The organism is Streptomyces sp. NPDC058469 (genome assembly GCF_042721125.1).
In the GTDB taxonomy this organism is placed as follows: domain Bacteria; phylum Actinomycetota; class Actinomycetes; order Streptomycetales; family Streptomycetaceae; genus Streptomyces.
Genome location: NZ_JBHXME010000014.1, coordinates 1 through 22,477, shown reverse-complemented (window position 1 = coordinate 22,477; position 22,477 = coordinate 1). Strand labels below are relative to the sequence as shown.

At 71.3% G+C, this 22,477-nt stretch carries 19 protein-coding genes; 11 read left to right on the top strand and 8 right to left on the bottom strand.

Annotation, left to right across the window (positions count from 1 at the left end):
* Positions 1-36: 36 nt before the first annotated feature.
* From ACFWP5_RS10190 to ACFWP5_RS10180, 3 genes are all read right to left on the bottom strand, one after another.
* A complete protein-coding gene (locus ACFWP5_RS10190) occupies positions 37-1,005 on the bottom strand; it encodes an RNA polymerase sigma factor (protein WP_384153201.1) in 969 nt (322 codons plus the stop codon).
* 243 nt (positions 1,006-1,248) lie between these two features.
* Positions 1,249-2,643 carry an MATE family efflux transporter gene (locus ACFWP5_RS10185; protein WP_384153198.1) on the bottom strand — a complete coding sequence of 465 codons (1,395 nt, stop codon included), beginning with the start codon at positions 2,641-2,643 and terminating at the stop codon, positions 1,249-1,251.
* A 46-nt stretch (positions 2,644-2,689) separates the two neighbouring features.
* The gene (locus ACFWP5_RS10180) at positions 2,690-3,703 is read right to left on the bottom strand and encodes a LacI family DNA-binding transcriptional regulator (RefSeq protein ID WP_384153195.1); all 1,014 of its coding nucleotides are present in this window, start codon (positions 3,701-3,703) and stop codon (positions 2,690-2,692) included.
* Between the two features lie 137 nt (positions 3,704-3,840).
* Here ACFWP5_RS10180 and ACFWP5_RS10175 point away from each other — a divergent pair, with 137 nt between their 5' ends.
* The gene (locus ACFWP5_RS10175; protein ID WP_384153192.1) at positions 3,841-4,995 is read left to right on the top strand and encodes a Gfo/Idh/MocA family protein; all 1,155 of its coding nucleotides are present in this window, start codon (positions 3,841-3,843) and stop codon (positions 4,993-4,995) included.
* Positions 4,996-5,137: 142 nt separating this feature from the next.
* A complete protein-coding gene (locus tag ACFWP5_RS10170) occupies positions 5,138-7,459 on the top strand; it encodes a LuxR C-terminal-related transcriptional regulator (protein WP_384153189.1) in 2,322 nt (773 codons plus the stop codon).
* A gap of 269 nt (positions 7,460-7,728) precedes the next feature.
* Here ACFWP5_RS10170 and ACFWP5_RS10165 read toward each other — a convergent pair whose 3' ends face one another.
* The 5 genes from ACFWP5_RS10165 to ACFWP5_RS10145 form a co-directional block, all read right to left on the bottom strand.
* Complete coding sequence (locus ACFWP5_RS10165) at positions 7,729-8,652, bottom strand: trypsin-like serine peptidase (protein WP_384153186.1); 924 nt, start codon at positions 8,650-8,652, stop codon at positions 7,729-7,731.
* 75 nt (positions 8,653-8,727) lie between these two features.
* Positions 8,728-9,117 carry a hypothetical protein gene (locus tag ACFWP5_RS10160; RefSeq protein ID WP_384153183.1) on the bottom strand — a complete coding sequence of 130 codons (390 nt, stop codon included), beginning with the start codon at positions 9,115-9,117 and terminating at the stop codon, positions 8,728-8,730.
* A gap of 27 nt (positions 9,118-9,144) precedes the next feature.
* Complete coding sequence (locus ACFWP5_RS10155) at positions 9,145-9,879, bottom strand: DUF4232 domain-containing protein (protein WP_384153180.1); 735 nt, start codon at positions 9,877-9,879, stop codon at positions 9,145-9,147.
* Between the two features lie 238 nt (positions 9,880-10,117).
* A complete protein-coding gene (locus ACFWP5_RS10150; protein ID WP_384153177.1) occupies positions 10,118-11,005 on the bottom strand; it encodes a glycoside hydrolase family 19 protein in 888 nt (295 codons plus the stop codon).
* 228 nt (positions 11,006-11,233) lie between these two features.
* Positions 11,234-13,582 (bottom strand): penicillin acylase family protein, encoded by a 2,349-nt coding sequence (locus tag ACFWP5_RS10145; RefSeq protein ID WP_384153174.1) that lies wholly within the window; start codon positions 13,580-13,582, stop codon positions 11,234-11,236.
* Positions 13,583-13,634: 52 nt separating this feature from the next.
* On the opposite strand from ACFWP5_RS10145, the gene ACFWP5_RS10140 reads away from it, so the two are divergent.
* From ACFWP5_RS10140 to ACFWP5_RS10100, 9 genes are all read left to right on the top strand, one after another.
* Entirely contained in the window at positions 13,635-13,925 is a 291-nt protein-coding gene (locus ACFWP5_RS10140) for a hypothetical protein (protein WP_384153171.1), read from the top strand.
* Positions 13,922-14,521, top strand: a complete 600-nt coding sequence (locus ACFWP5_RS10135) for an acyltransferase (RefSeq protein ID WP_384153169.1) — start codon at positions 13,922-13,924, stop codon at positions 14,519-14,521. Before ACFWP5_RS10140 ends, ACFWP5_RS10135 begins: the two co-directional genes overlap by 4 nt.
* Positions 14,522-14,782: 261 nt before the next feature.
* Positions 14,783-15,955: a hypothetical protein gene (locus ACFWP5_RS10130; protein ID WP_384153166.1), complete on the top strand. Its 1,173-nt coding sequence runs from the start codon at positions 14,783-14,785 to the stop codon at positions 15,953-15,955.
* The gene (locus ACFWP5_RS10125; RefSeq protein ID WP_384153163.1) at positions 15,952-16,722 is read left to right on the top strand and encodes a WecB/TagA/CpsF family glycosyltransferase; all 771 of its coding nucleotides are present in this window, start codon (positions 15,952-15,954) and stop codon (positions 16,720-16,722) included. The genes ACFWP5_RS10130 and ACFWP5_RS10125 overlap by 4 nt, the downstream gene beginning before the upstream one ends.
* Positions 16,722-17,981, top strand: coding sequence for a nucleotide sugar dehydrogenase (locus ACFWP5_RS10120; protein ID WP_384153160.1), 1,260 nt, complete (start codon positions 16,722-16,724; stop codon positions 17,979-17,981). Before ACFWP5_RS10125 ends, ACFWP5_RS10120 begins: the two co-directional genes overlap by 1 nt.
* Positions 17,982-17,984: 3 nt before the next feature.
* Positions 17,985-19,118, top strand: coding sequence for a non-hydrolyzing UDP-N-acetylglucosamine 2-epimerase (wecB, locus tag ACFWP5_RS10115; RefSeq protein ID WP_384153157.1), 1,134 nt, complete (start codon positions 17,985-17,987; stop codon positions 19,116-19,118).
* Between the two features lie 51 nt (positions 19,119-19,169).
* The gene (locus ACFWP5_RS10110) at positions 19,170-20,015 is read left to right on the top strand and encodes a chain length determinant protein (protein ID WP_384153154.1); all 846 of its coding nucleotides are present in this window, start codon (positions 19,170-19,172) and stop codon (positions 20,013-20,015) included.
* Entirely contained in the window at positions 19,978-21,471 is a 1,494-nt protein-coding gene (locus ACFWP5_RS10105) for an oligosaccharide flippase family protein (protein ID WP_384153151.1), read from the top strand. Before ACFWP5_RS10110 ends, ACFWP5_RS10105 begins: the two co-directional genes overlap by 38 nt.
* A complete protein-coding gene (locus ACFWP5_RS10100) occupies positions 21,468-22,412 on the top strand; it encodes a hypothetical protein (RefSeq protein WP_384153148.1) in 945 nt (314 codons plus the stop codon). Before ACFWP5_RS10105 ends, ACFWP5_RS10100 begins: the two co-directional genes overlap by 4 nt.
* Positions 22,413-22,477 lie beyond the last annotated feature (65 nt).

The window sequence follows — 22,477 nt, the reverse complement described above, 5'->3', positions numbered from 1 at the left end:
GAAGGACGAAGTTCGAAATGGATCGTGTGACGCCGGTCACGCCATGAGGAAGTCCGGGACGGGTACCGGCCGGGGATGGACGAGACGCAGCCGATGCACCCGCCCGGCGCCGTCCAGACTCATCAGCCAGGCCACGGCGGGCGGGCAGTGCTGGGGGTTGTCGTCGGGATTGCTGATGTCCATCTCCCAGACGACGAGCGACCGCCCGGCCACGGCGTGCGCGAGGTGCTGCCGTACGCCGGCCTCCAGATCGCACTCCATCCCACGCACCAACAGGCTTCTGCCGCCCACCGGTTGGTCCCCCCGGACCAGCGCGGCCTCGGGCGACCAGCGCTCGGTGAGCAGCTTGCCGAAGTGCCCGCTCTCGGCCGCGTCCAGCGTCTCGCGCGCCTCGATGCGGCTGGCACGGGTGCGCCGCCCTGCGTCACCGTGCGGAGCGTCGGCCGTGGCGGCGAGGGCCAGCGCGAGCTTGGCCCGCCCCTGACTGAGCCGACTCCGGACCGTTCCAACGGGAACGCCACAGGCCTCGGCGATCTGCTCGTACGACGTGACACCGACACTGAAATGCCGTAGCACGAGCGGCAGCCGCAGCGCGGGAGACAACTCCTCGACGGCCTCCCAGATCCAGTCCCGCATGGCGTGCCGCTCCAGCCACCGCTCAGGACCGGATTCCGCGACGGGCACATGCAGATCATCGAGCGGCCGGAAGTCGACGGCCCCCCGCAGCAACGAACGGGCATGGTTGCGCACGATCATCCGCAACCAAGCCCCTACGGCCTCCGGGTCCCGCACATCCCCCACGCGCCGGAGCGCGGTCACCGCCGCGTCCTGCACCACGTCGTCGACATCGGGCCCCGGCCCCAGCACACTCACCGCGACGGCCCGCATCCCGGCCCGGTGCCGCTCCAGCAACAGCCCTAGGGAGGCGACATCCCCGGCCTGCGCGGCCAGGGTGAGCGCCGCGTCCTCGATGCGCGTCATCTCACCCAGGTTCCGGCTGCTCATGCTGCCCCTCTTCCGGCATCCCCGTCGTCCGTACGACCGTAATGGGCGCGTGCCGTGACGTCACATCGCGCGGACGCTCGGCGGGGACGGCGTCGCACCAGGTGCCCGCTGCCGGCACCCGGGTCTAGCACACCGTCGATAGGCCCCGGACCAAAGAAGTTCAGCGCCTGTTCAACGACTTGGACCGGTCCCTACGTCCGTTGCGGCACGCCCTGTTGACGACCAGCGGGCTTCGGCAGCTGCTCAACGTCCCCGCCCGGGCTCCTGTGCCGCGCCCGCGCCGGTGTTCGTGCCAGACACAACCGCCGGGACGACCGCCGGGACGACCTCGCCGACGATCCGGGCGCTGTGCCGCCGGAAGGAGACGAACTTGGTGACGGCCTGGAGGAGGTTCGCGCAGGCCAGCGCGGTCCACAGGCCGGCCAGGCCCTCCGCGTCGGCGACCGGCACGGCGAGGGCCGCGAGCACGCCGAAACACACAGCCGTGGACACCAGGCTGGGCACGGTGCGCTTGAGCCCGACGAGACCGAACCCCGCCACAGCTTGCAGGGCATCGCTGACGACCACCGCGAGGACCAGCGGCAGCAGCCCTATCACCTGGTGCGCCAGCCCCGCATCCCTGGTGAACAGGCCGATCACCGGGTCCCGCAGCACGACCAGTACGACCCCGAGCACGACCACCGCGCACAGGGCGACCCCGATCCCGGCGTCCACACTGCGCCGGATGCGGGCGAGGTCGCGTTCCTCGGCGTATCCGGCGATCAACGGCACCGTGGCCTGTCCGACCGCCACGGCGGCGGTGAAGACGACGTTCACCAGGGACTCGGAGACGCTGTGCACGGCCGCGCTGTCGGTACCGATGCGGGCGGCGGCGAAGGTCAGCACGCCCAGCACGGAGAACTTCACCAGCACGGTCCCACCGAGCGGCACCCCGACCCGGGCCAGCCGCAGCACCTCGCGCGGATCGGGCCGCCCGGGTCGGATCGGCCGCCCGGCGAGCACGGTACGGCGGCGTAGCGCGTACTGGTTGAGCCCGGCCCCGACCGCGCTGGAGCCGAGCATGGCCACCCCGGCCCCCGCCAACCCGAAACTCGGCAGCGCCCCCGGCCCCCCGACCAACACCACCGACAACGCCACGGACACGGCGGTCCCCAAGAGCCCGGACCGCATCACCTGCGCCGACCGCCCCAACGCGACCAGCACGGACGAGGCCGACGAGTTGACGGCGATCAGCAACACGCTGCCCGCCAACATCCAGGGAAACAGCCCCAGTTGGTCGAGCACGACGCCCGGCACCCCGAACGCCCCACCGAGCAGCGGCACCCCGGCCACCGCCGCCGCACACACCCCACCCACGGCGAACGCCAGCCACATCCCGCTGCGCACCAGCGGCAACAGCCCCTCGGGGTCGTCCCGATGCGGCGCCACGAACGGCATCACCCCGCGCAACGCCCCCGCCACGGTGGCGGTCGCCGGGCTGAACACGGCGATCGTCACGGCGAACGCGGCCAACGAGACGGTGGCATGCCGCCCCAGAAGCGCGGTGTCGACAAGCGACCCGGCCGACGCGGCAAGCGTGCTCACATACAGCGGCGCGGCGGCCCTGGCGATGGTCCCGAATGCACTGCGCTCACTCACGCCCAGTCATCCTGCCATTCAACTGCCGCTCCGTGCGCGTGAGTTGCTACGACATCACGGTCGCGGACGGCGGCCCCGTGCTCCCCCGCACCTCAAGCCGCGGCGCCGACAGCACCGTCTCCCCCGCCCGCCCCGGATCCGCCATGCGGTCGACGAGGAGTTGCGCGGCGCGGCGGCCGATGTCGTGGCTGGCGTTGTCGACGGTGGTGAGCCAGAGGTGTCGTAGACGCGCGAGGTACGTGTTGTCGTAGCCGACGAGGGACAGGTCCCGGGGCACTTGGAGGCCCGACTCCTCGGCCGCCGACAGGGCGCCGACGCACGCGATGTCGTTGAAGGCGAAGACGGCCGTCGGCGGGTGAGGGGCGGCGAGGAGGCGGACCATCGCGCGGTAGCCGCCCTCCTCGGTCAGGTCGCCCTGTTCGACCGTCGTGAGGTCGGTCAGTCCGTGTTCGTGCATGACCGTCTCGAAGGCGGTGCGGCGCAGCTCGCCGACGACGCCCTGGCCGGCGATGTGGGCGATGCGGCGGTGGCCGAGGTCGATGAGGTGCTCGGTGGCCAGGCGTGCGCCGTGCGAGTCGTCACCCGCGACGACGTCGACGTGGGGCAGGACCGGCTCGCGGGCGCCCGCGACCACCGTGGGGATGTGGGTCGCCGCGGCACGCAGTTCGTCCGTGGCGGGGAGGGTGCCGACCGCGATCAGGCCGTCGACCCGTAGTTCCGTGAAGGTGCGGGTCAGGTCCTCGCCGAGGCGACGGTTCAGGCGGCCGTCGGCGAGGAGCATGTGCAGGCCGCTGTCGTGGAGCCGGGAGCCCAGGCCGTCGAGGAGTTCCACGAACCAGGGGTTGCGCAGGTCGTTCAGCAGTACGCCGACCGAGCGGGTGCGGCGCTCGCTGAGGCTGCGGGCGGCGGCGTTCGGCCGGTAGCCGAGTTCCTCCACGGCGGCCAGCACGGCCCGCCGTTTCTCCGGTCGCACCTGCGCGGAGCCGCGCAGCACCAGGGAGACCAGCGACTTCGACACACCGGCCCGTTCGGCGACGTCGCGGATGGTCGGAGATCTCATGGTTGGACCGTTCCATGCGGTCGCGCCCCCTGTCAAAGGCCTGGACTCCAGGGATTGACAGCCAGGTATTGACATCAGGACGAACGGGTTCCAGTGTGACTGGGACAGTTTATGGACCGGTCCAAAGAAGGGCAGTCATGGTCACCTCGCTCGGTGTCGCCGTCGTGGGCTTCGGATGGATGGGGCGGGTGCACACCCAGGCGTACACCCGCGTCCCGCACCACTTTCCGCAGCTGGCCCTGCGGCCGCGGCTCGTGACGGTCGCCGAGGAGGTCCCCGGGCGGGCCGAGCAGGCCGCAGAGCAGTTCGGCTTCGCCTCCACCACCCGTGACTGGCGCGAGGTGGTCGACGACCCGCGCGTGCAGGCGGTGAGCATCACCGCGCCGAACTTCCTGCACCGCGAGATCGGCGTCGCGATGGCGGAGGCCGGCAAGCACATCTGGATCGAGAAACCGGTGGGCCTGTCGACGGCGGACGCCTCCGCCGTGGCCGACGCGGTGACCAAGGCCGGCGTCCAGGGCGCGGTCGGCTTCAACTACCGCAACGCGCCCGCCGTGGAGGCCGCCCGCGATCTGATCGCCTCCGGCGAGCTGGGCACGGTCACCCACATCCGCGTCCGCCTCTTCAGCGACTACGCGGCCCACCCGGACGGCGCCCTGACCTGGCGCTACGAGCTGGAGCGCGGCGGCCACGGAGTCCTGGGCGACTTGGCCTCGCACGGCGCGGACCTGGCCCGGTTCCTCCTCGGCGACATCACGTCCCTCGCCGCCGACACCGCGATCTTCCTGCCGCAGCGCGCCCGCCCCACCGGCGCGACCGCGGGCCACGCCCTGGCCACCGGCGGCGAGTTGGGCCCGGTCGAGAACGAGGACTACGTCAACTGCCTGCTGCGGTTCGCCTCCGGCGCCCGCGGTGTCCTGGAGGCCTGCCGGGTCTCGGTCGGCGAGCAGAACAACTACGGCTTCGAGGTGCACGGCACCAAGGGCGCGGTGTTCTGGGACTTCCGCCGGATGAACGAGCTGGCGGTCAGCCGCGGCACGACCTACCAGGACCAGCCCGTCACCACGGTGTATGTCGGCCCGGGCGACGGCGAGTTCGGCGCCTTCCAGCCGGGCGCGGCGAACGCGATGGGCTACGACGACCTCAAGGTGATCGAGGCGTACCGCTTCCTGCGCTCCGTCGCCGAGGGCGAGCCGTACGGCGCGACGCTCCCGGATGCCGTACGCAGCGCGGCGGTTGTGGACGCCATGGTGCGTTCCGTCGAGACCGGCACCTGGGTGAGCCCGGCGTGAACGGCGCGCGCGTCGCCTGATCGGCGCGCCACCGGGCGCCCGCGCGATCTCGCGCCCACCCGCCGGACTCGACTACCGTTCACGCTCGGGAGTCACTCGCCTACGCTGTGGTGACCGGTTGGCGGACGGGTATGGGGGCGGCATGGGATACGGCTTCGGACAGCGGCGGGGCGGTCAACTCCCCGTGGAGTTGACCAGCTTCGTCGGACGCACCGAGGAACTCGCGATGCTCCACGGCGAGTTGGCGCGCTCGCGGCTGGTCACGCTGGTCGGTCCGGGCGGTGTCGGCAAGAGCCGTACGGCACTGCGGGCGGCCCGCGCGGTCGCGGACCGGTTCGCCGACGGGGTACGGCTGGTGGAGCTGTCGGCCCTGCGCGACCCGGAGTTGGTGCCGCCGACGCTCGCGGGCGTCCTCGAACTGCCCGAGCAGTCCGGCATGACGCCGTTGGACGCGATCGTGGAACATCTGCGCGGCCGGCGGATGCTGATCGTCCTCGACACCTGCGAGCACCTGGTCGACGCGTGCGCGATGCTCTGCGACATCCTGCTGCGCGAGGCCCCCGGACTGAGCGTCCTCGCCACCAGCCGGCAGCCGCTCGACGTGCCCGGCGAGCGCTGTCTGCCGATCGCCCCGCTGGCCCGCGCGGATGCCGTCGACCTGTTCGCGAAGCGCGCCGCCGCCGTCACCGGCGGACCCGCCCTGGACGGCGCCGACCGGGAGAGCGCCCTCGCCCTCGTCGACCGTCTCGACGGCATCCCCCTCGCCCTCGAACTCGCCGCCGTACGCCTGCGGGCCGTACCGCTCGCGGAACTCGTCGCCCGCCTGGACCGCCACTGCGAGGTCCTGACCGGCGGCCGGCGCACGGCACTCACCCGCCACCAGACCCTGCGCGCGGCCATCGACTGGTCCTACGACCTGTGCACACCCCAGGAACAACTGCTGTGGGCACGGCTGTCGGTGTTCGCCGGTTCCTTCGAACTGTCCGCCGCCGAGCGGGTGTGCGCGGGCGGCGACCCGGGCGGCGCGGTCGGACTCGACGGCGAGCAGGTCGTCGAGGCGCTGATCGGACTCGTCGACAAGTCGGTCGTCCAGCGCATCGGCGAGGACGGCGGCCGCTACCGGCTCCTGGACACCATCCGCGAGTACGGCACCGCGCGCCTGGCCCGCACCGACGACGCCGAGGCCGTACGAGGACGGCACTTCGCCCACTACGAGGAACTCGTCGGCCGTTTTTGGAACGGTCTGATGGGCCGGGCCCAGGTCCAACTCCACCACGCCGTGCGCGCGGAGATCGCCGACGTACGGGCGGCCCTGGAGTACGGCTGCGGCACCGAGGGACGGGCGACGGACGCGCTGTGGCTGGCGACGCGGCTCGGGGCGTACTGGCGGGCGGCGGGAACCCTGTCGGAGGGCCGGTACTGGATCGACAAGGGACTCGGCCTCGTCCCCCAGGACTCCGCGGAGCGGGCCTGGGGGCTGTTCATGACCGGGGTGTTCGGGATCTGGACGGCCGATCTGGAGACGGCGCTTGACCGGTTCCCGCAGGCGCACGAGGTGGCGCGCCGCGTCGGCGAGAGCCGCGTGGAGCTGTTCAGCGAGGGCTACTTGGGCGCTCTGACGCTGCTCGGCGGGGCCGTGGAGGAGGGGTCGGCGGCTCTCGAAGCGGTCCGCGGGCGGATGATCGCGGCGGACGACGCGCTGGGCATCGGCGTCGTCCACTACGAAGGGGCCCTGCTGTACGCCGCGTTGGGCTTCACGGACCGGGCGCTGGAGTGGTGCGAGACGGGCCTGGCGTATCTGGAGGGCCGGGGCGAACGCCAGTTGTACGGCTCCACGCTCTCCGTCCAGGGCGTCATCCTCTGGCTCGTCGGCCGGCCCGAGGAGAGCGCGACGGCGTTGCGCCGGGGGCTGGAGGCGGCGAGCGAGATCGGCGAGGTGCTGGTCGCGGCGCTCGCGTCCCTGGGCCTCGCCTGGCACGCGGCCGGGCAGAAGCGGTATGTCAGGGCCTGCTGGCTGCTGGGTTACGCGGAGCACGCGCGACGGCTGGGCGGCGACCCGGTCGGCATGCTGCCCCGGCTGCTGGAGGAACAGGAGTCCCAACAGCGGGCGGTACGGGCAGCGTTGGGCGCCGAACCGTACGAGCGGTGGCGGGAGGCGGGCGCCCGGATGTCGGGCCGCGAACTCCTGGACGCCGTACGGACCGACGCGGACGAACCGCCCGGCATCCCCGCGGCCCGCGCCGCCGCCGCGGACAGCCGCCCGGCCGACCCCCTCACCCGCCGCGAACGCGAGGTCGCCGCACTCGTCACCCAGGGCCTGTCCAACCGGGAGATCGCCGAACGGCTCGTCATCTCCAAACGCACCGTGGACGCCCATGTCGAGCACATCCTCGCCAAGTTGGGCATCGCCTCCCGTACCGAGATCCTGGCCGCGGCACAGCCCGAGGGCACCAAGTCGGCGTAGGTACCCGGTACCTACGTACCCCCTCCGCGATCCGCGCCGACGCCTACGTGCACCGATATCGCCACCGATCTACGGGAGTTCACGCCCCCCGCACCCGCCCGGCACCCCAAGCTGGTCCTACCGCCAGGGGAACGGGAAGTGTCGGGGCCGGCAGTGTTGGTCAACCCCACGGCTGTCATGGCAAGGCATCCGTCACCGCACCTCCCCTGGCGGTATGCGCGTAGGGCTGCCCCTGTCGGCGGGGGCAGCCCTCGTCCAGGGCCCGGAGATCAGCCGCGCTCGGCCCGCCGGTACATCGTCCTGGCCGTGGCGCCCAGGATCTCGCCGTACATCTTGGTCGGCTGGAAGGCGTCCAGCGCGCTGTTGACCGAGACGAGGGTGCCCTGCCCGGTGCTCTCGTTGAACCCGGCCAGCCACGGACCGCCGCTTGAGCCGCCGGTCATGTCGCAGGGGATCACCTGCTGGCCGTTCTCCTTCTTCTCCGTGCCCACGCAGCGCAGGAGTTCCTCGCCGAGCTGCGGACGGGTGGCGGGGTAACCGAAGGACGAGATCGTGCCGCCGACCGCCCGGTTGAACGCGATCGGCGTCCCGCCCACGACATCCGTGAGCCTACGACCGCTCTTGTCGGCGTCGACGACGAGCGCGGCCACGTCGTTCGTACCCTCCTCCGCGAAGGCGCGCGGAGTCAGGACGGCACGGACCGCGAAGGCGCCGTACGGCTGCTTGCCCTTGCTGTAGGCAGGCACGAACACCATCGACATGTTGGTGTTGACGGGCGAGGCGGACCGTCGGACGCAGTGCCCCGCGGTCATCACCACCGACCGGTTGGCGCTCTTCACCGCGGTCGCCGTGCACCAGGTGTCGGAGCCCCCGGCGTTGACCATGAACATCCGCCCCACGGTCTTCAGCTGTGGACCGGTCCACGTCTTGGTCTTCGGCCCGGTCGGCCCAAGGTCCACCGACTTTCCCACGGCCTTGATCCGGGCCGGGGTCCAGTAGGCGAGGGCGTCCTTGCGTTCCTGAGCGGTGAACGCGAAGGAGGACACCGGGTCAGGGGCAGCGGCGACACGGTCGGCGCCGGAGACGGCCGTGGCCGAGACGGGGACGGCGAGCGCGAGGGCCGTACCGGCCACGGCGAGCGCCGTGACGCGGCGACGGAGGCGCCGGCTCCCAGGGAGGGGGCTGTCGAACATGGGGGGATGTCTCCTCGACCGGTTCAGGTCATTCAAGTGGTTCAGGTGGGCATGGGGGTGGCTGCTGCGGCCCGGCTACGCGCAGTCCAAGAGAGGAAAATCCGGTGATTCGGGTTGCTTCGCCGGGCCGGCAGTCGTCTCCCGGAGGAAGGCGAGGAACTCCCCCACCGTGCAGCTCCAGAGCCGGCGTTCCACCAACGCGCTGTGCCGGCGGGCGAGTTCGCGGTCGTCGCCGTAGGCGAACCTGACGACGAGCGGACCGTCGCACTCTCGGATGTCGATCCCGCTCGGCTGCACCTCGTCGGCGGACCGCAGGCCGACCGCGATGCCGATGACCTCCCACGCCACCAGCCCCGCCCTCCTCCACGCACCGTCGGACGAGGTGCGCCACACCACCTCGAAGTGCTCGTGCGCGGGCGCCCCGGGATCGGGCCGCCGGTCCACGTTGTTCGATGTACTGGACACACCTATGTCCTCTCCGTGCGGTCCGGCCTACCAGCCGAGGGCGTCCTGGGGGTCGTTCAGCCAGTAGGTGGTGCGCAGCGAGCTGTCGATGTAGACGCCCTTGCTGGGCAGCGCGACCTTGACGCCCGAGCCCACGAAGTCGAGCGCGCGGTTCTGGAAGATCACCGAGAGGGTCTTCGCCTTGTAGCCGCCGGAACCGCTGCCGTCGGCGCTGGAGAGGCTGACGCCCGCGTAGCCCGACTGTCCGGGGCTGAGGGTGGTGACCGCCTGCGGCTGCGAGTCCTCGACGACCGGGGGGACGGCCTGGGCGTCCTGGAAGCGCAGGGCCGGGTAGCCGTACAGGTAGCAGGTCTTGGAGCCGGTGTTGGTGACGGTCAGCAGCAGATGGTTGACCGGACGCGTCACGGTCTGCGCGGTGACCTTGGTGTTGGCGCCGGTGCAGGTGTCGCTGCCGGAGGACGCCTTGGCTCCCTTGGACCCGCTGGATCCCTTGGAAGTGGTGCTGCTGCGGCCCGACTTCGAGACGGTCACGGCCGAGTCCGCACCGGAAGCCGCGGCCTTGATGCCCCCGTCGGTCTTGGTGCCCCCGGCGTCCGCCTTGGGCGTCGCGGTCGAGGAGATGCCGTTGTCGGCGGCGACGGTCGGGGTCTGCTTGGCCGCCGCGTCCTGGCCGGTTCCGCAGGCGGTCAGTGCGAGTGAGGCGGCCGCGGCGAAGGTCGCGGTGAGGAGTGCCGTACGGCGGCGGAAGATGGTGTCGGACATGATCGGGTTCCCCCTGGGTGCGCTGCTGGAAGGCGGGCCACCGGATCGTGGTGGGCCTCGCTGTCGAACAACCGCAGCTTGCGCGGCGATCCGTCCCAGCCGCCAGAACCGTCGGGGGTTACGGGAAGCTGGAACGCTCGCACAGGGGTTGACCTGCGGGGACGTACTGTCCCTGGAACGCGGGGGTGGGACGGGCACCGGCCGTTCGAGTGGTCCGGCCGGTGCCCGTGCCGCACTGTCAGCAGTAGAGGTTGGCCCCCGGGGTGGTCCCGAGGATCGACGTGAACCGCTGGTAGGCGTCCACGCGGCTCTGCACCTGGGCGGGGTTCTTGCCGTCGCACTCGATCGAGCCGTTGATGCTGCGGATGGTCTGGCCGAAACCGGCGCCGTTGACCATCGCGTTGTGCGGGGTCATGCTGCCGGGGCCGCTCTGGGTGTTCCAGTACCAGAGCGCGGTCTTCCAGGCCACCGCCGAGTCGTTCTGCACCAGCCAGGGGTTGCCCAGCAGGTCGATGCCCAACGCGTCCCCGGCCGCCTTGTAGTTGAAGTTCCAGCTGAGCTGCAGCGGACCACGCCCGTAGTAGGCGGCCTGACCGGCCGGGCAGCCGTACGACTGGCTCCAGTCGCAGTACGTCGGGTAGTTGGCGGTGTTCTGCTCGACGATGTACACCAACCCGCCCGTCTCATGGCTGACGTTGGCGAGGAAGGCGGCGGCCTCCTGCTTCTTCGTGGTGTCGCTGCCGGTGTTCGCGAAGCCCGGGTAGGCGCTCAGGGCGGCGGTGAGACCGCTGTAGGAGTAGAAGGAGTTCCGGCTCGGGAACATCTGGTTGAACTGGGCCTCGCTCACCACGAAGTTGCCCACGGGTGTGCCGGAGCCGTCGCAGGCGTACGGCTCCCAGAACCAGGTGCTGATGACCGGGTCGTAGCCCGGGTTGTCGTGCTCGGCGATGTACGCCTTGCCGTCGGTGTAGCGGACGATGTTGCCGGTGACGTACGACTGGCCGGCCACCCAGTTGGGATAGCTCGAACAGGAGGCGGCGGACGCGCCGGCGGCGGGTAGGACCACGGGCGTGAGGCTACCGAGGACGAGTGCGGTCAGTACTGCGGCGATGCGGCGTCTCGACACAGGGTTCAACTCCTCTGTGGAGCACGGCCGCACCCCGCCAAGGGCAGGGCGAAGCGGAGCCTTTGTGCGCACGGGCCGGTCGGACCGGTCACGGCGTGGGGGGCGGCCGTGGTGGGGGATGACGCCACTCACTGAACCGTATTGGTATGTACCAGTCAAGGGTATAGACCAGTCAACCCCACACCGGAGCGGCCGAGTTACGACCGGCCCGCGCTACGTCGACCCGTGTCACCTGCGCAAAGACGTCACCTCCAGACCGGGGGCGCCGGAGATCTCCGCCTGGGTGAACCGTTCGGTGACCCATTGCTTGCGCGAGAAGAGGCGGGTCTGGTCCGAGAAGTGGGGTGAAGTCGGGTTCGCCGACTGGCCGTAGGTGAGGAGGGTGTGGGCGCGGGGGCCGTCGGGGGTCAGTTCGACGGTCATCAGGAAGCTGCTGCCGAAGGCGCCGGCGGTCGGGGTGCCGGTGCCCGAGTCCGGGCCCGCCTCCACGACGTCGAAACAGCCCGCGTCACAGCCGGGCAGCGGGATGCCGTCCCACTTCTGTACGGCGCCGAGTGCGACGTCGACCGCGAGGTCACGGGCCGCGAAGTCCTGGACGGCGTCGGCCAGGGCGCGTTGGACGCGCACGTCGTCGCCGTCGACGCCGCGTGGCGTGGTGAGGGGCTGGGCGGGGTCGTAGGGGACGCGGTGCCAGGTGTCGAACGGGCCGTCGTCGACGAGGCGGTCATGGAAGGTGCTCCAGAGCACGATGCCCCGGCTGGTGGTGTCGGCGCGGGTGTCCCAGCGGGCGATAGTCGCGCACGCCTGCCGTACGTCGATCTGCCGGCCGTCCGTGGCCGTCAGGCTCGGGTGGGCGCGGCACATGGCGACCACGTCGTCGCGGCCCGTCTCCGCCGACAGGACGCGGTTGCCGAGCATCGACGCGCGCAGGGTGGCCTCGGTGAATCCCGGGGCGCCCAACCCGTCCGTGCCGTCCCGGCGTTGGGCGATCATGCCGAGTCCGAGCTGGGCCCGTTCGTCGAGTCGGGGATCGGTGTCGTACACGCCCGGGAGGCCCGTGACGGGCGCCTCCGGATTGACGTACTGGGGGCCGTTGTTGGAGTTGGCGACATAGTCGGTGCGGCTCGACCTCGGCTGGTGCGAGGGTCCGTAGAGGCCGGGCACGAGCGCGTCGGGGTCACTCCCCCAGGCGCAGGCCGACGTCGAACCGTCCAGGGCGGTCGGCCCCTCGTCGTCCGGGAGGGTGCAGCGCCGGAGTTGCTCGTCGGTGAGGTGCGGGACGGCCGAGGAGTCGGTGAAGTACGTGCCGCCGCTGGTGTCCGCCGCGAGGGTGTAGGTCCAGGGGACACCCTGGAACGTGTCCTGGGCGGCGCGGAGTTGGCCGAGGTTCCGGGCTTTGCCCATGGCCAGCCAGGTGTTCATGGAGCGCAGGTTGTCGGCGTTGGCGTCGCGGACCGCGTAGGCGGTGGTCGTGGTCCAGCCGGAGGACAGGACGGGGCCGAAGCGCGAGGAGTACAGGGTCCGTTGGACGGTCGACAACACGCCGTTCGCGCCCCGGACGGTGACCGGCACCGTACGGCGTTCCATCGGCACGGTCCTGCCGTCGAGCACGTAGCTGGTCGGGTCGCCGGGTGCGAGCTTCAACGCGTAGACGGAAGCGTGCTGGGCGTCGGTCGCGGTGTGTGTCCAGGCGAGGGTGCGGTTGTGGCCGATCTCGACCAGCGGGGTGCCGTAGAGGCCGGCGCCGGAGACGTCCAGCGTGCCGGGGATCGTCAACTGCACCTGGTAGAACCGGAAGTAGCCGACGGCCCAGGGCAGGTGCGGGTTGGCGAGGACCATGGCGTTGCCGGTACGGGTGGCGTCGCGGCCGAGGGCCCAGCCGTTGCTGCCGACATCGGCGGAGGCGAGGGCCGGGACGGCAGGGGTCGCGGCCGTCGCGCCGGAGGCCGCCGTGCCCTTGGTGTCGGCGCTCGTCGTCGGAGGCTTCGCGTCGCCGATGTCCGGGACCAGCGGTACCGTCGCGGTCACTCTGTTCACGTCGTAAACGACATTCCACAGGTCGAGCGCGGTGATCGGCCGCACCCAGGGTTTGCCCTTGCAGCTCGGGTCCGGCAGGTGGTCGACGCCGGTGTCCCGGAGATAGCGGTTGTACCCGGCGGCGTATCCCTCGACCATCCGGCGCAGCTCCGCCGTCGGCCCCAACGGGGCTTTCTGGGCGAGCAGTTGGCGGACGGCGCCCGCGCGCAGCTGTCCGGCGTAGTACGTGTCGCTCGCGAGGTTGGAGCCGTCCACCGCGCCTTCGCCGGGCTCTCCGTCGGGCCCGAAGAACCGGGACCGCTCCCCTCTCAACGTCACCACGTGGTCGGCGAGTTCACACACGTTGTCCTGCGCGAACGCGTACCCGTAGCCGTATCCGAGGCCGTCGAAGTCCCGGGCCAGGATGTGCGGTACGCCGTACTCGGTCCGGCTGATCCGGACGGTGTGCCCGCCCTCGGCCAGTGTCGCGGCGGAGGAGGACGCGGGTAACAGGGCGACGGCGCCCGAGGTGAGGCAGAGGACGGCCGCGACGGACCCCAACTTGCGTGCAAAGAAGGATCTATGACGTTTCGTCAGTTTTCCGGGCTCATTCATGACCGCCACCCTTCAGGGTGTGCCGACGGGTGGCATCGGGCTCGCGACGGATTTCCGGGCCGCGTGTCCGTCCCGGGATGTACACCTCGGGGGTCCGTCGGCGGCGTCGGCGGCCGAACCGCCGAGGCCAGGTCCCGGCGTCACGGACGCCGACGCGGTCGATGCGCACCGGCCCCGGATCGTGGTCAACTGTGCCGCGCGGAGGGCCCTTGCCGACGCCGAGGCGTACGCGGTGCTCGCGGCGGCGCTTCCGGCTCCGCCCGACGAGAAGAGAGGTTCAGGCCAGTGAGCTTCAGGATCCAGCCGACCGCCCAGGTCGACGAGACGGCCACGATCGGCGACGGGACGACGGTCTGGGATCTGGCCCAGATACGGGAGGGCGCCCGGCTCGGCAGCGGATGCATCCTGGGCCGGGGAGCGTACGTCGGCCCGGGGGTGCGGATCGGCGACAACGTGAAGCTCCAGAACTACGCCCTGGTATACGAACCGGCGGTGCTCGGCGACGGGGTGTTCGTCGGCCCGGCCGCCGTGCTCACCAACGACCACTTCCCCCGCTCGGTGGACCCGGGGGGCCGGCTGAAGCGCGGTGACGACTGGGAGCCCGTGGCGGTGGTGGTGGCCGAGGGCGCGTCGCTGGGGGCCCGTTCGGTGTGTGTGGCACCGGTGCGCGTCGGGCGTTGGGCGCTGGTCGCGGCGGGTGCCGTGGTGACCCGGGACGTGCCGGACTTCGCGCTCGTGGCCGGGGTTCCCGCGCGCCGGATCGGCTGGGTCGGCCGCGCCGGCGTCCGGCTGGTCGAGCGGGACGGCGAGCCGGGCGGCTGGAAGTGCCCCGAGACGGATGAGGTGTACGACGAGAAGGACGGCGAACTCGTCGAGCGCGCATGACTCCCGTCTCCCTCAAAACGCAATTCATCGAACATCTACTGGCATAACATGTGTGCGATCTGTGCAGACTAGGCACAATGAGCGCACAGACCAGTCGTGCCCAGGGGGGGTTACCGGGTGGGGGACACCTGTGCCTGAAGCGAGGAGCGGCATCCGCTCCGTCGCGTGACATCTGCCGTACGCCGCACGACCGTTCACGTCGCGGCGATCACCAGTCTGTCCACAACACAGGACCCACAGGGGGGTTGGTGTGTCCGAACGATGACCATCACACGTCTGGCGGCGCTCGGTCATGAGGATCCGCCGCTGCTCGCGCTCGCCCAACGGCTCCTCGCCGTAGCCGAGTCGGGGCTTCCGTCCATGCTGCTGCCCGGCGGCGAGGCCTTCGCCTTCACCATGGCCGGCCGGCGGAGACCCGACGGTTCCTGGGCCCTGGAGCGGCGCGGGACCAGCACCCGGTACGCGGCCATCACCGCGCTGGGGGTCCGGTTCCTGCCCGAGGACCGCCAGCGCGCGGCGCTCGGCGGGCGCACCGCCCAGGAGTTCACGGGCCTGCTGATCGAGTCGCTCCCCGCGGTGACCAACCTCGGTGACGCGGCGCTCATCGCCTGGGCCGCCGCCGACACCGGACACCCCAAACTGTCCGACGCCCTCGCACAGGTCGACACCCTGGACGAGGAGGGCCGGCCGCAGTACACCGTGGAGGCGGCGTGGGTGCTCTCCGCCCTCGCCGCGGCCCGGGACACGGTCGATGTGGAGAGACGTTTCACCGTGGCCCGCGACCGGCTGCTGCGGGCCCGGATCGGGGACAGCCCGCTGTTCCCGCACGCCACCGGACCCGACCTGCTGCCCTGGTACCGGGCACACGTGAGCTGCTTCGCCGACCAGACGTACCCGCTCCAGGCCCTGGCCCGCGCCCACGCGAGCGGCGACGGGGACGGCGACCCCGAGGCGCTGGCCGCGTCCGAGGCCTGCGCGGCCCGCATCTGCGCACTGCAGGGCGACGGCGGGCAGTGGTGGTGGCACTACGACGCGCGCACCGGCGGCGCGGTGGAGGGCTACCCGGTCTACAGCGTCCACCAGCACGCGATGGCCCCGACCGCCCTGTTCGACCTGACCGACGCCGGCGGCTCCGACTTCGGGGCGGCGGTCCGCAAGGGCCTGCGCTGGATGACGGACGTGCCCGAGCTGGCCGTACGCCCCGAGAAGCGGGAGCCGTTGATCCTCGACGAACTCGGCGCCACCTGGCGCAAGGTCTACCGGGGAGACCCGAAGAAGGCCGTACGCGCCGCCCGGGGGCTCGGCACCCGGGTCGCTCCGGGCCTCCGGCTGAAGTCCCTCGACCGGGTGTACCCGCCCGTCGCCGTGGACCGCGAATGCCGGCCGTACGAATTCGGCTGGATGCTCCACGCCTGGCAGGGGGGCCGGATATGACGGAGCGTCAGACTCTGTTCGGGGTCGAGCTGGACCCGCTGACCATGGACGAGACCGTGCAGCGCTGCCTCGAAGCGGTGCGGGACGGGCGGCAGTTGGAGATCGGGGTGGTCAACGCCGCGAAGCTGGTGAACATGCGGCGGGACCAGCGGCTCGCCGATGCCGTGGCCGGCTGCGATCTCGTCCTCGCCGACGGCCAGGCCGTGGTCTGGGCCGGCCGGATCCTGCGTGCTCCGCTGCCGGAACGGGTCGCCGGTATCGACCTGTTCCTGCGGCTGCTGACCGAAGCCGAGTCGACGGGCATCCCCGTGTACTTCCTCGGCGCCAGGCAGGAGGTGCTGGAACAGATGCTGCGCCGGGTCGCCGACCGCTTCCCCGGCCTGAAGGTGGCGGGCAGCCGGAACGGCTACTTCGACGACTCCCAGCAGGAGTCCATCGCGGACGCCATCGCGCTGAGCGGCGCCCACATGCTGTTCCTCGGCATGACCTCGCCGAAGAAGGAGATCTTCACCGCCGCCCACGGCGCCCGCACCGGCGCCCGCGTCGTGCACGGGGTCGGCGGTTCCTTCGACATCCTGGCCGGCGTCACCAAGCGGGCCCCGAAGTCCTGGCAGCGCTGGGGAGTCGAGTGGCTCTACCGCGCGCTGCAGGAACCGCGCCGCCTGGGCCGGCGCTATCTCACCACCAACGCCGCCTTCCTCCTCATGACGGCGCGCGAGTTCGTCCGCCCCACCCCGTCGATCCCGCCCGCGAACAGGAGCCGTTGATGCGTGTCGTCGTGGTCGGACAGGGATACGTCGGCCTGCCGCTGGCCATCCGCGCCGCCGAGGTCGGACACGAGGTGATCGGCTACGACGTCGACGCCCGGCGGATCAAGACCCTGGCCGCCGGTGAGTCCTTCGTCGAGGACGTCTCCTCCGAGCGGATCCGCACGGCGCTGGACCGCGGCGCCTACCGGCCGAGCGAATCGGCACGCGACTGCGGCGGTTTCGACATCGCCGTGGTGACCGTGCCGACCCCGCTGCACGAGGGCACCCCCGATCTGCGCTACATCAGGGAGTCGGCGGTCACCCTCGCCCGCTATCTGCGCCCCGGGGCCACCGTCGTCCTGGAGTCGACCACCTATCCCGGCACCACCCAGGAGCTGTTCGCCCCGATCCTGGAGGAGGGTTCGGGCCTCACCGCGGGCACGGACTTCCACCTCGGCTACAGCCCGGAGCGGATCGACCCCGGCAACGCCGTCTGGGGCTTCAAGGAGACCCCGAAGGTCGTGTCCGGCGTCAACGAGGCCTCTCTCAAGGCGGTTCAGGACTTCTACGGCCAACTCGTCGACACCACCGTGCCGGTGAACTCGCCGAAGGAGGCCGAGCTCGCCAAGCTCCTGGAGAACACCTTCCGGCATGTGAACATCGCCCTGGTCAACGAGATCGCGATGTTCGCCCACCACCTGGACATCGACGTCTGGCAGGCCATCGACGCCGCCTCCTCCAAGCCCTTCGGCTTCATGAAGTTCACCCCCGGACCGGGCGTCGGCGGCCACTGCCTGCCGATCGACCCCTCGTACCTGTCCTGGCGGGTGCAGCGCGAACTCGGCCAGAGCTTCCGCTTCGTGGAGCTGGCCAACGACATCAACAACCACATGCCCGAGTACGTGACGCGCCGTATCACGGACCTGTTCAACGAGAGACGAAGATCCGTGAACGGTTCGCGCATCCTGCTGCTCGGCCTGGCGTACAAGAAGAACACCGGCGACGCCCGCGAGTCGCCCGCGCTGCGCATCTCCCAACTGCTGCTCGACATGGGGGCCCAGGTCAGGGCGGCGGACCCGCACGTCGTCGAGAGCCTGCCGGTGGACACCCGGCTGGCGCGGGTCGAACCCGGGCCGGAGGAGCTGGCCGCCGCCGACGTGGTGGTGCTGCTCACCGACCACGACAGCTTCGACTACGAACTCATCACCGAACACGCCCCCTTCGTCCTCGACTGCCGGCGACGGCTGGCGTCCGGCCCCACGATCGAGGTGCTCTGAACCATGCCGCGCATCATCTGCGTCGCCGGGGCGCGCCCCAACTACATGAAGATCAAACCGGTGATGGACGCCCTGGAACGCCGGGGCGCCGAGGTGGTCCTCGTGCACACCGGCCAGCACTACGACCCGGCCATGAACGACGTGTTCTTCGCCGACCTCGGCATCCGTCCGCCCGACCGCTTCCTCGGGGTCGGCTCCGGCAGTCACGCCGAACAGACCGGCCGGGTGATGACCGCGTTCGAGCCACTCCTCGACGAGGTGGCCCCTGACCTCGTCGTGGTGGTCGGCGACATCAACTCCACCCTGGCCTGCGCCCTGGTGACGGCCAAGGCCGGACCGCTGCTGGCCCACGTCGAGGCCGGTCTGCGCAGCCGCGACTGGAGCATGCCGGAGGAGGTCAACCGCGTCGCCACCGACCGCGTCAGCGACTACCTCCTGGCCCCCTCCCCCGACGCCGCCGAAAACCTGCGCGCGGAGGGATACCGGGACGACCAGATCCACCTCGTCGGCAACGTCATGATCGACACCCTGCTGGCCAACCTGGAGCGGGCCAGAGCCTCGGACATCCTCAGTCGATACGGCCTGAAAAAGGGCGAGTTCGGCCTGGTCACCCTGCATCGCCCCGCCAACGTGGACGACCCCGAGGTCCTCACCGGGCTGCTCAAAGCTCTGGGCGAGATCGCCGGCCGCTGCCCGCTGGTGCTGCCGGTGCACCCGCGCGCGGCCGGGCGACTGGCCGAGATCGGGGTTCCCGGGGGGATCCGACTGGTGCCGCCCACGGGGTACTTGGACTTCATCGCCCTGCAGGACTCGGCCCGTGTCGTGCTCACGGACTCGGGCGGCATCCAGGAGGAGACCACCGCGCTGGGCGTGCCGTGCGTGACGCTGCGGGACAACACCGAGCGGCCCATCACGGTCGAGCAGGGCACCAACGTGCTGGCCGGCCGGGATCCGGCGCGCATCGTGTCCACCGTGCACCGGGTGCTGGACGCCCCGCCCGCCCCGCGCAGGCCCGACCTGTGGGACGGCCGCGCGAGCGACCGCATCGCCGACGTGCTGCTGGCGGGAGGCACCGCGAGCACCCGGCCCAGACCCACCGACCAGCCCCGACCCAAGGACCGAACGTTCCCCATATGATCCGCTTGCCACATACGCTCGTCGAACGTCTGGCCGTAAGGGGGGACCTCCATGGATCTCGCTGAGATCTTCCGGGTCATGCGCAGGCGCTGGTACGTCCTGCTGCCCGGACTGCTGCTGACCGTCGGCCTGATGGTCGCCGTGCGGCTGACGGTCCCGGTCACCTACCAGTCGCAGAGCACGGTGGTTCTCCTGAACTCCCAGAAGGCCACCGTGGCTTACGACGGCAACCCCTTCCTCAGCACCCAGACCTCGCTCACCGGCATGGCCGACAGCCTGGCCCGCAACCTCAACTCCGACGGCTCGATCCGGGACCTCAAGTCCCGTGGCGCCACGGGCACGTTCGAGGCCAAGCTCGCCGACAACGCGCAGGGGCCGCTGGTGTGGCTCACCGTGACCGGCACGGACAAGGCCGCCGTCCTGTCCTCGGACAAGATCCTCACCGCGTACGCCAAGGAGCGGCTGACGCAGTTCCAGCAGCAGCAGTCCGTCGTCCCGAAGGCCATGATCCAGATGACGACCATCGTGCCCCCGCAGAACCCGGTGGCGCAGACCAAGACCAGGCTCGAATACCTGGTCATGGCCGGGGGGTTGGGCCTGGTGCTGAGCCTGATCGCCACCTTCTACGCGGAGGCGCGCCGCCGGTCACGCCCACCGGTGCGGACGGAGGAACCCGCGCAGCCGGTCACCGCCCCCGAGCCGACGGCCGCGGAGTCGCTGGTGGACCAGACGATGGCCCTGCGGCCGCCGCCGGCCTGGTCCCGGTCCACCGAGAACAGGTCCGCGGCGGAGCCGGGGACCGGCAGATCCGTCATGACCGTGGCGCCCGCCGCCGAGCCGCTCGACGAGGAGTCGACTCATGGACAGCGTTCGCACACCGGACAGCGGGACCGCTGAAGCGAGCGACCCCTCCGCTCCCGCGCCCGACTCCTTCGGCCGGAAGGTCCGTTCGGCGGCCCGCTGGAGCCTGATCAACACCGTGGTGATGCGCCTCGGCAATTTCGCCACCGGCATCCTGCTGGCGCGCTTCGCCCTCGGACCGGCCGAGTGGGGCGTCTACGGCATCGCCCAGACGGTGCTGCTGGTCCTGCTCTCCGCGAACGAACTGGGCGTCGGCCTGGCCATCGTCCGCTGGGACGGCGACCCCCGCCGCTTCGCGCCGACCGTGCTGACCCTGGGCACCCTGTCCAGCGGTCTGCTGTACGCGGCGATCTTCGTCTCGGCACCGACGGTGGCCGGCCTGCTCGGCTCGCCCTCGGCCTCCGGCGTCCTGCGCGTGATGTGCCTGTGCCTGGTGATCGACGGCGTCGCCCAGGTGCCCGCGGGTTTCCTCACCCGGGAGTTCGCCCAGGGCAAACGGATGATCATCGACGCGCTCAACTTCGTCCTCAGCACCTCCGTGACCCTGGTGCTGGCCTTCGCCGGCTGGGGCGCGATGAGCTTCGCCTGGGGTGCGGTCGCGGGCAACATCGCCGCCCTCGCCGGCTGCGCCCTGGCCGCCCCCGGCACCCTGCGGTTCGGCTGGGACCGCGAACAGGCGCGTGCGCTGCTGAAGTTCGGGCTCCCGCTCGCGGGCGCGAGCCTTCTCGCCCTCGCCGTCGTCAACGTGGACACCATGGTCGTCGGTTCGACCCTCGGCCAGGTCTCGCTCGGGTTCTACGTCCTGGCGTTCAACATGTCCGGCTGGCCGGTGCGCATCATCTCCGAGGCGGCCCGCCGCGTCTCCTTCGCCGGCTTCTCCCGCCTCGCCGACTCCCCGCAGGCCCTCGCCCAGGGCTTCAGCCGCGCCCTGGGCGTCCTGGTCACGGGCACGGTCCCCCTGTGCGTCCTGCTCGCCGGCCTGGCGGGTCCGGTGGTCCAACTCGTCTACGGCGACGAGTGGTTGCCCGCCGCCAAGGCCCTGCCCTGGCTGATGGCCCTCGGCCTGGTCCGCATCGGCTGCGAACTCGCCTACGACTGTCTCGTCGCCACCGGGCAGCGCCGCAACCTCATCCTCGTCCAGGGCCTGTGGCTCGTCGCGCTCGTCCCCGTCCTGATCGCCGGCGCCCGCCTGCACGGCATCGTCGGGGTCTCCCAGGCGCACGTCCTGGTCGCCGTCGGTCTCGTCGTACCCGTCTTCCTCTACGCCCTCGGCCGGGCCGGGATCGGCCTGGCCCCCATCGCCAGGGCCTGCGCCTGGCCTCTGTTCGGAGGAGCGGTGATGGCGCTGGTGATCCTCGTCGCGAAGCGCCTTCTCGGTGACGGCACCCTCGTGCTCCTCGCCGTCGGCACGGCCGCGCTGGCCTGCTACGTGGTGTGCGTACTGCCCGGCCGCCGCTACCTGTTGGGCTCCCGGACCGCGGAGACCGTATGACGAGGCTCCGCCTCCTGCTCGCCGTCCTGACGCTCGCGCTGGCCACCGCCTGCTCCGGATCCACCGCCCCCTCCCCCGCGGCCTCGCCCTCCCCCGGCACCGGCAGCACGGCTCGGGCCGGCACCGCGGCGCCCGGGGAGTCCGGTTTCCCCGACGCCGGCACCACCGGCCCCCGCGTCGCGCTCACACCGCACTCCACCGGGAACCTCAGCGTCAAGACCGACGGGACCGTCATCAGGGGCTGGGACATCACCGGCTCGCTCGACGTCTACGCGGACGACGTGACGGTCATCGACAGCAGGATCACCTCCACCAACTGGTGGGGGATCAACCTGCGCCCCGGCCACAGCGGACTCCGTGTCCTGCACTCCACCATCACCGCCGTCCCCGGCAAGGGCCCGGACAACGGCGGCGAGGACTACGCGGTCTCCAACATGAGCGCGAGCTCCGTCGAGGTCGGCTGGAGCGACGTCTCCGTCTTCGGCAACGCCCTCTCCATGGGCCGGGGTCATCTCCACGACAACTACGTCCACGACCTCGTCCCCTTCCGCAACGCCGGCGGCGAGTGGCAGCACACCGACGCGGTGATCAGCGGCGGCAGCAACACCGGCGAGCTGATCATCCGTCACAACACCCTGCTCAACGCCACCCCCGTCGGCAAGGGAGCCTCCGCGGCTGTCGGCCTGTTCGCCGACACCGGCCCCGTCTCCCACACCGTCGTCGACGGCAACCTGCTGGCCGGCGGCGCGTACGCCCTCTACGGGGGCGGAGCCGGCGCCACCGGGATCAAGGTCACGAACAACGTCTTCTCCCGCCGGTACCACCGCAATTGCGGCGTCTACGGAGCCGTCACCGCCTGGAACACCGGCGGTCGGGGCAACGTCTGGCGCGGCAACCGGTTCTCCGACGGCACCCCGATCACCCCCGAGCCGGCCGGCTGAGGAAGAGAGCCATGAGACGCATCGCCCGTGCCCCCTGGGAACTCCTCAAGCGGACCTTCGGCTGG

Bases quoted from the DNA above. Each gene is read 5' to 3' on its own strand.
- ACFWP5_RS10140 (WP_384153171.1), top strand. From the start codon at position 13,635: ATGACCGCCACCCTTCAGGGTGTGCCGACGGGTGGCATCGGGCTCGCG.
- ACFWP5_RS10130 (WP_384153166.1), top strand. From the start codon at position 14,783: ATGACCATCACACGTCTGGCGGCGCTCGGTCATGAGGATCCGCCGCTG.
- ACFWP5_RS10155 (WP_384153180.1), bottom strand. From the start codon at position 9,879: ATGTCCGACACCATCTTCCGCCGCCGTACGGCACTCCTCACCGCGACC.
- ACFWP5_RS10175 (WP_384153192.1), top strand. From the start codon at position 3,841: ATGGTCACCTCGCTCGGTGTCGCCGTCGTGGGCTTCGGATGGATGGGG.
- ACFWP5_RS10180 (WP_384153195.1), bottom strand. From the start codon at position 3,703: ATGAGATCTCCGACCATCCGCGACGTCGCCGAACGGGCCGGTGTGTCG.
- ACFWP5_RS10125 (WP_384153163.1), top strand. From the start codon at position 15,952: ATGACGGAGCGTCAGACTCTGTTCGGGGTCGAGCTGGACCCGCTGACC.
- ACFWP5_RS10110 (WP_384153154.1), top strand. From the start codon at position 19,170: ATGGATCTCGCTGAGATCTTCCGGGTCATGCGCAGGCGCTGGTACGTC.
- ACFWP5_RS10105 (WP_384153151.1), top strand. From the start codon at position 19,978: ATGGACAGCGTTCGCACACCGGACAGCGGGACCGCTGAAGCGAGCGAC.
- ACFWP5_RS10190 (WP_384153201.1), bottom strand. From the start codon at position 1,005: ATGAGCAGCCGGAACCTGGGTGAGATGACGCGCATCGAGGACGCGGCG.
- wecB (WP_384153157.1), top strand. From the start codon at position 17,985: ATGCCGCGCATCATCTGCGTCGCCGGGGCGCGCCCCAACTACATGAAG.
- ACFWP5_RS10165 (WP_384153186.1), bottom strand. From the start codon at position 8,652: ATGTTCGACAGCCCCCTCCCTGGGAGCCGGCGCCTCCGTCGCCGCGTC.
- ACFWP5_RS10100 (WP_384153148.1), top strand. From the start codon at position 21,468: ATGACGAGGCTCCGCCTCCTGCTCGCCGTCCTGACGCTCGCGCTGGCC.
- ACFWP5_RS10120 (WP_384153160.1), top strand. From the start codon at position 16,722: ATGCGTGTCGTCGTGGTCGGACAGGGATACGTCGGCCTGCCGCTGGCC.
- ACFWP5_RS10170 (WP_384153189.1), top strand. From the start codon at position 5,138: ATGGGATACGGCTTCGGACAGCGGCGGGGCGGTCAACTCCCCGTGGAG.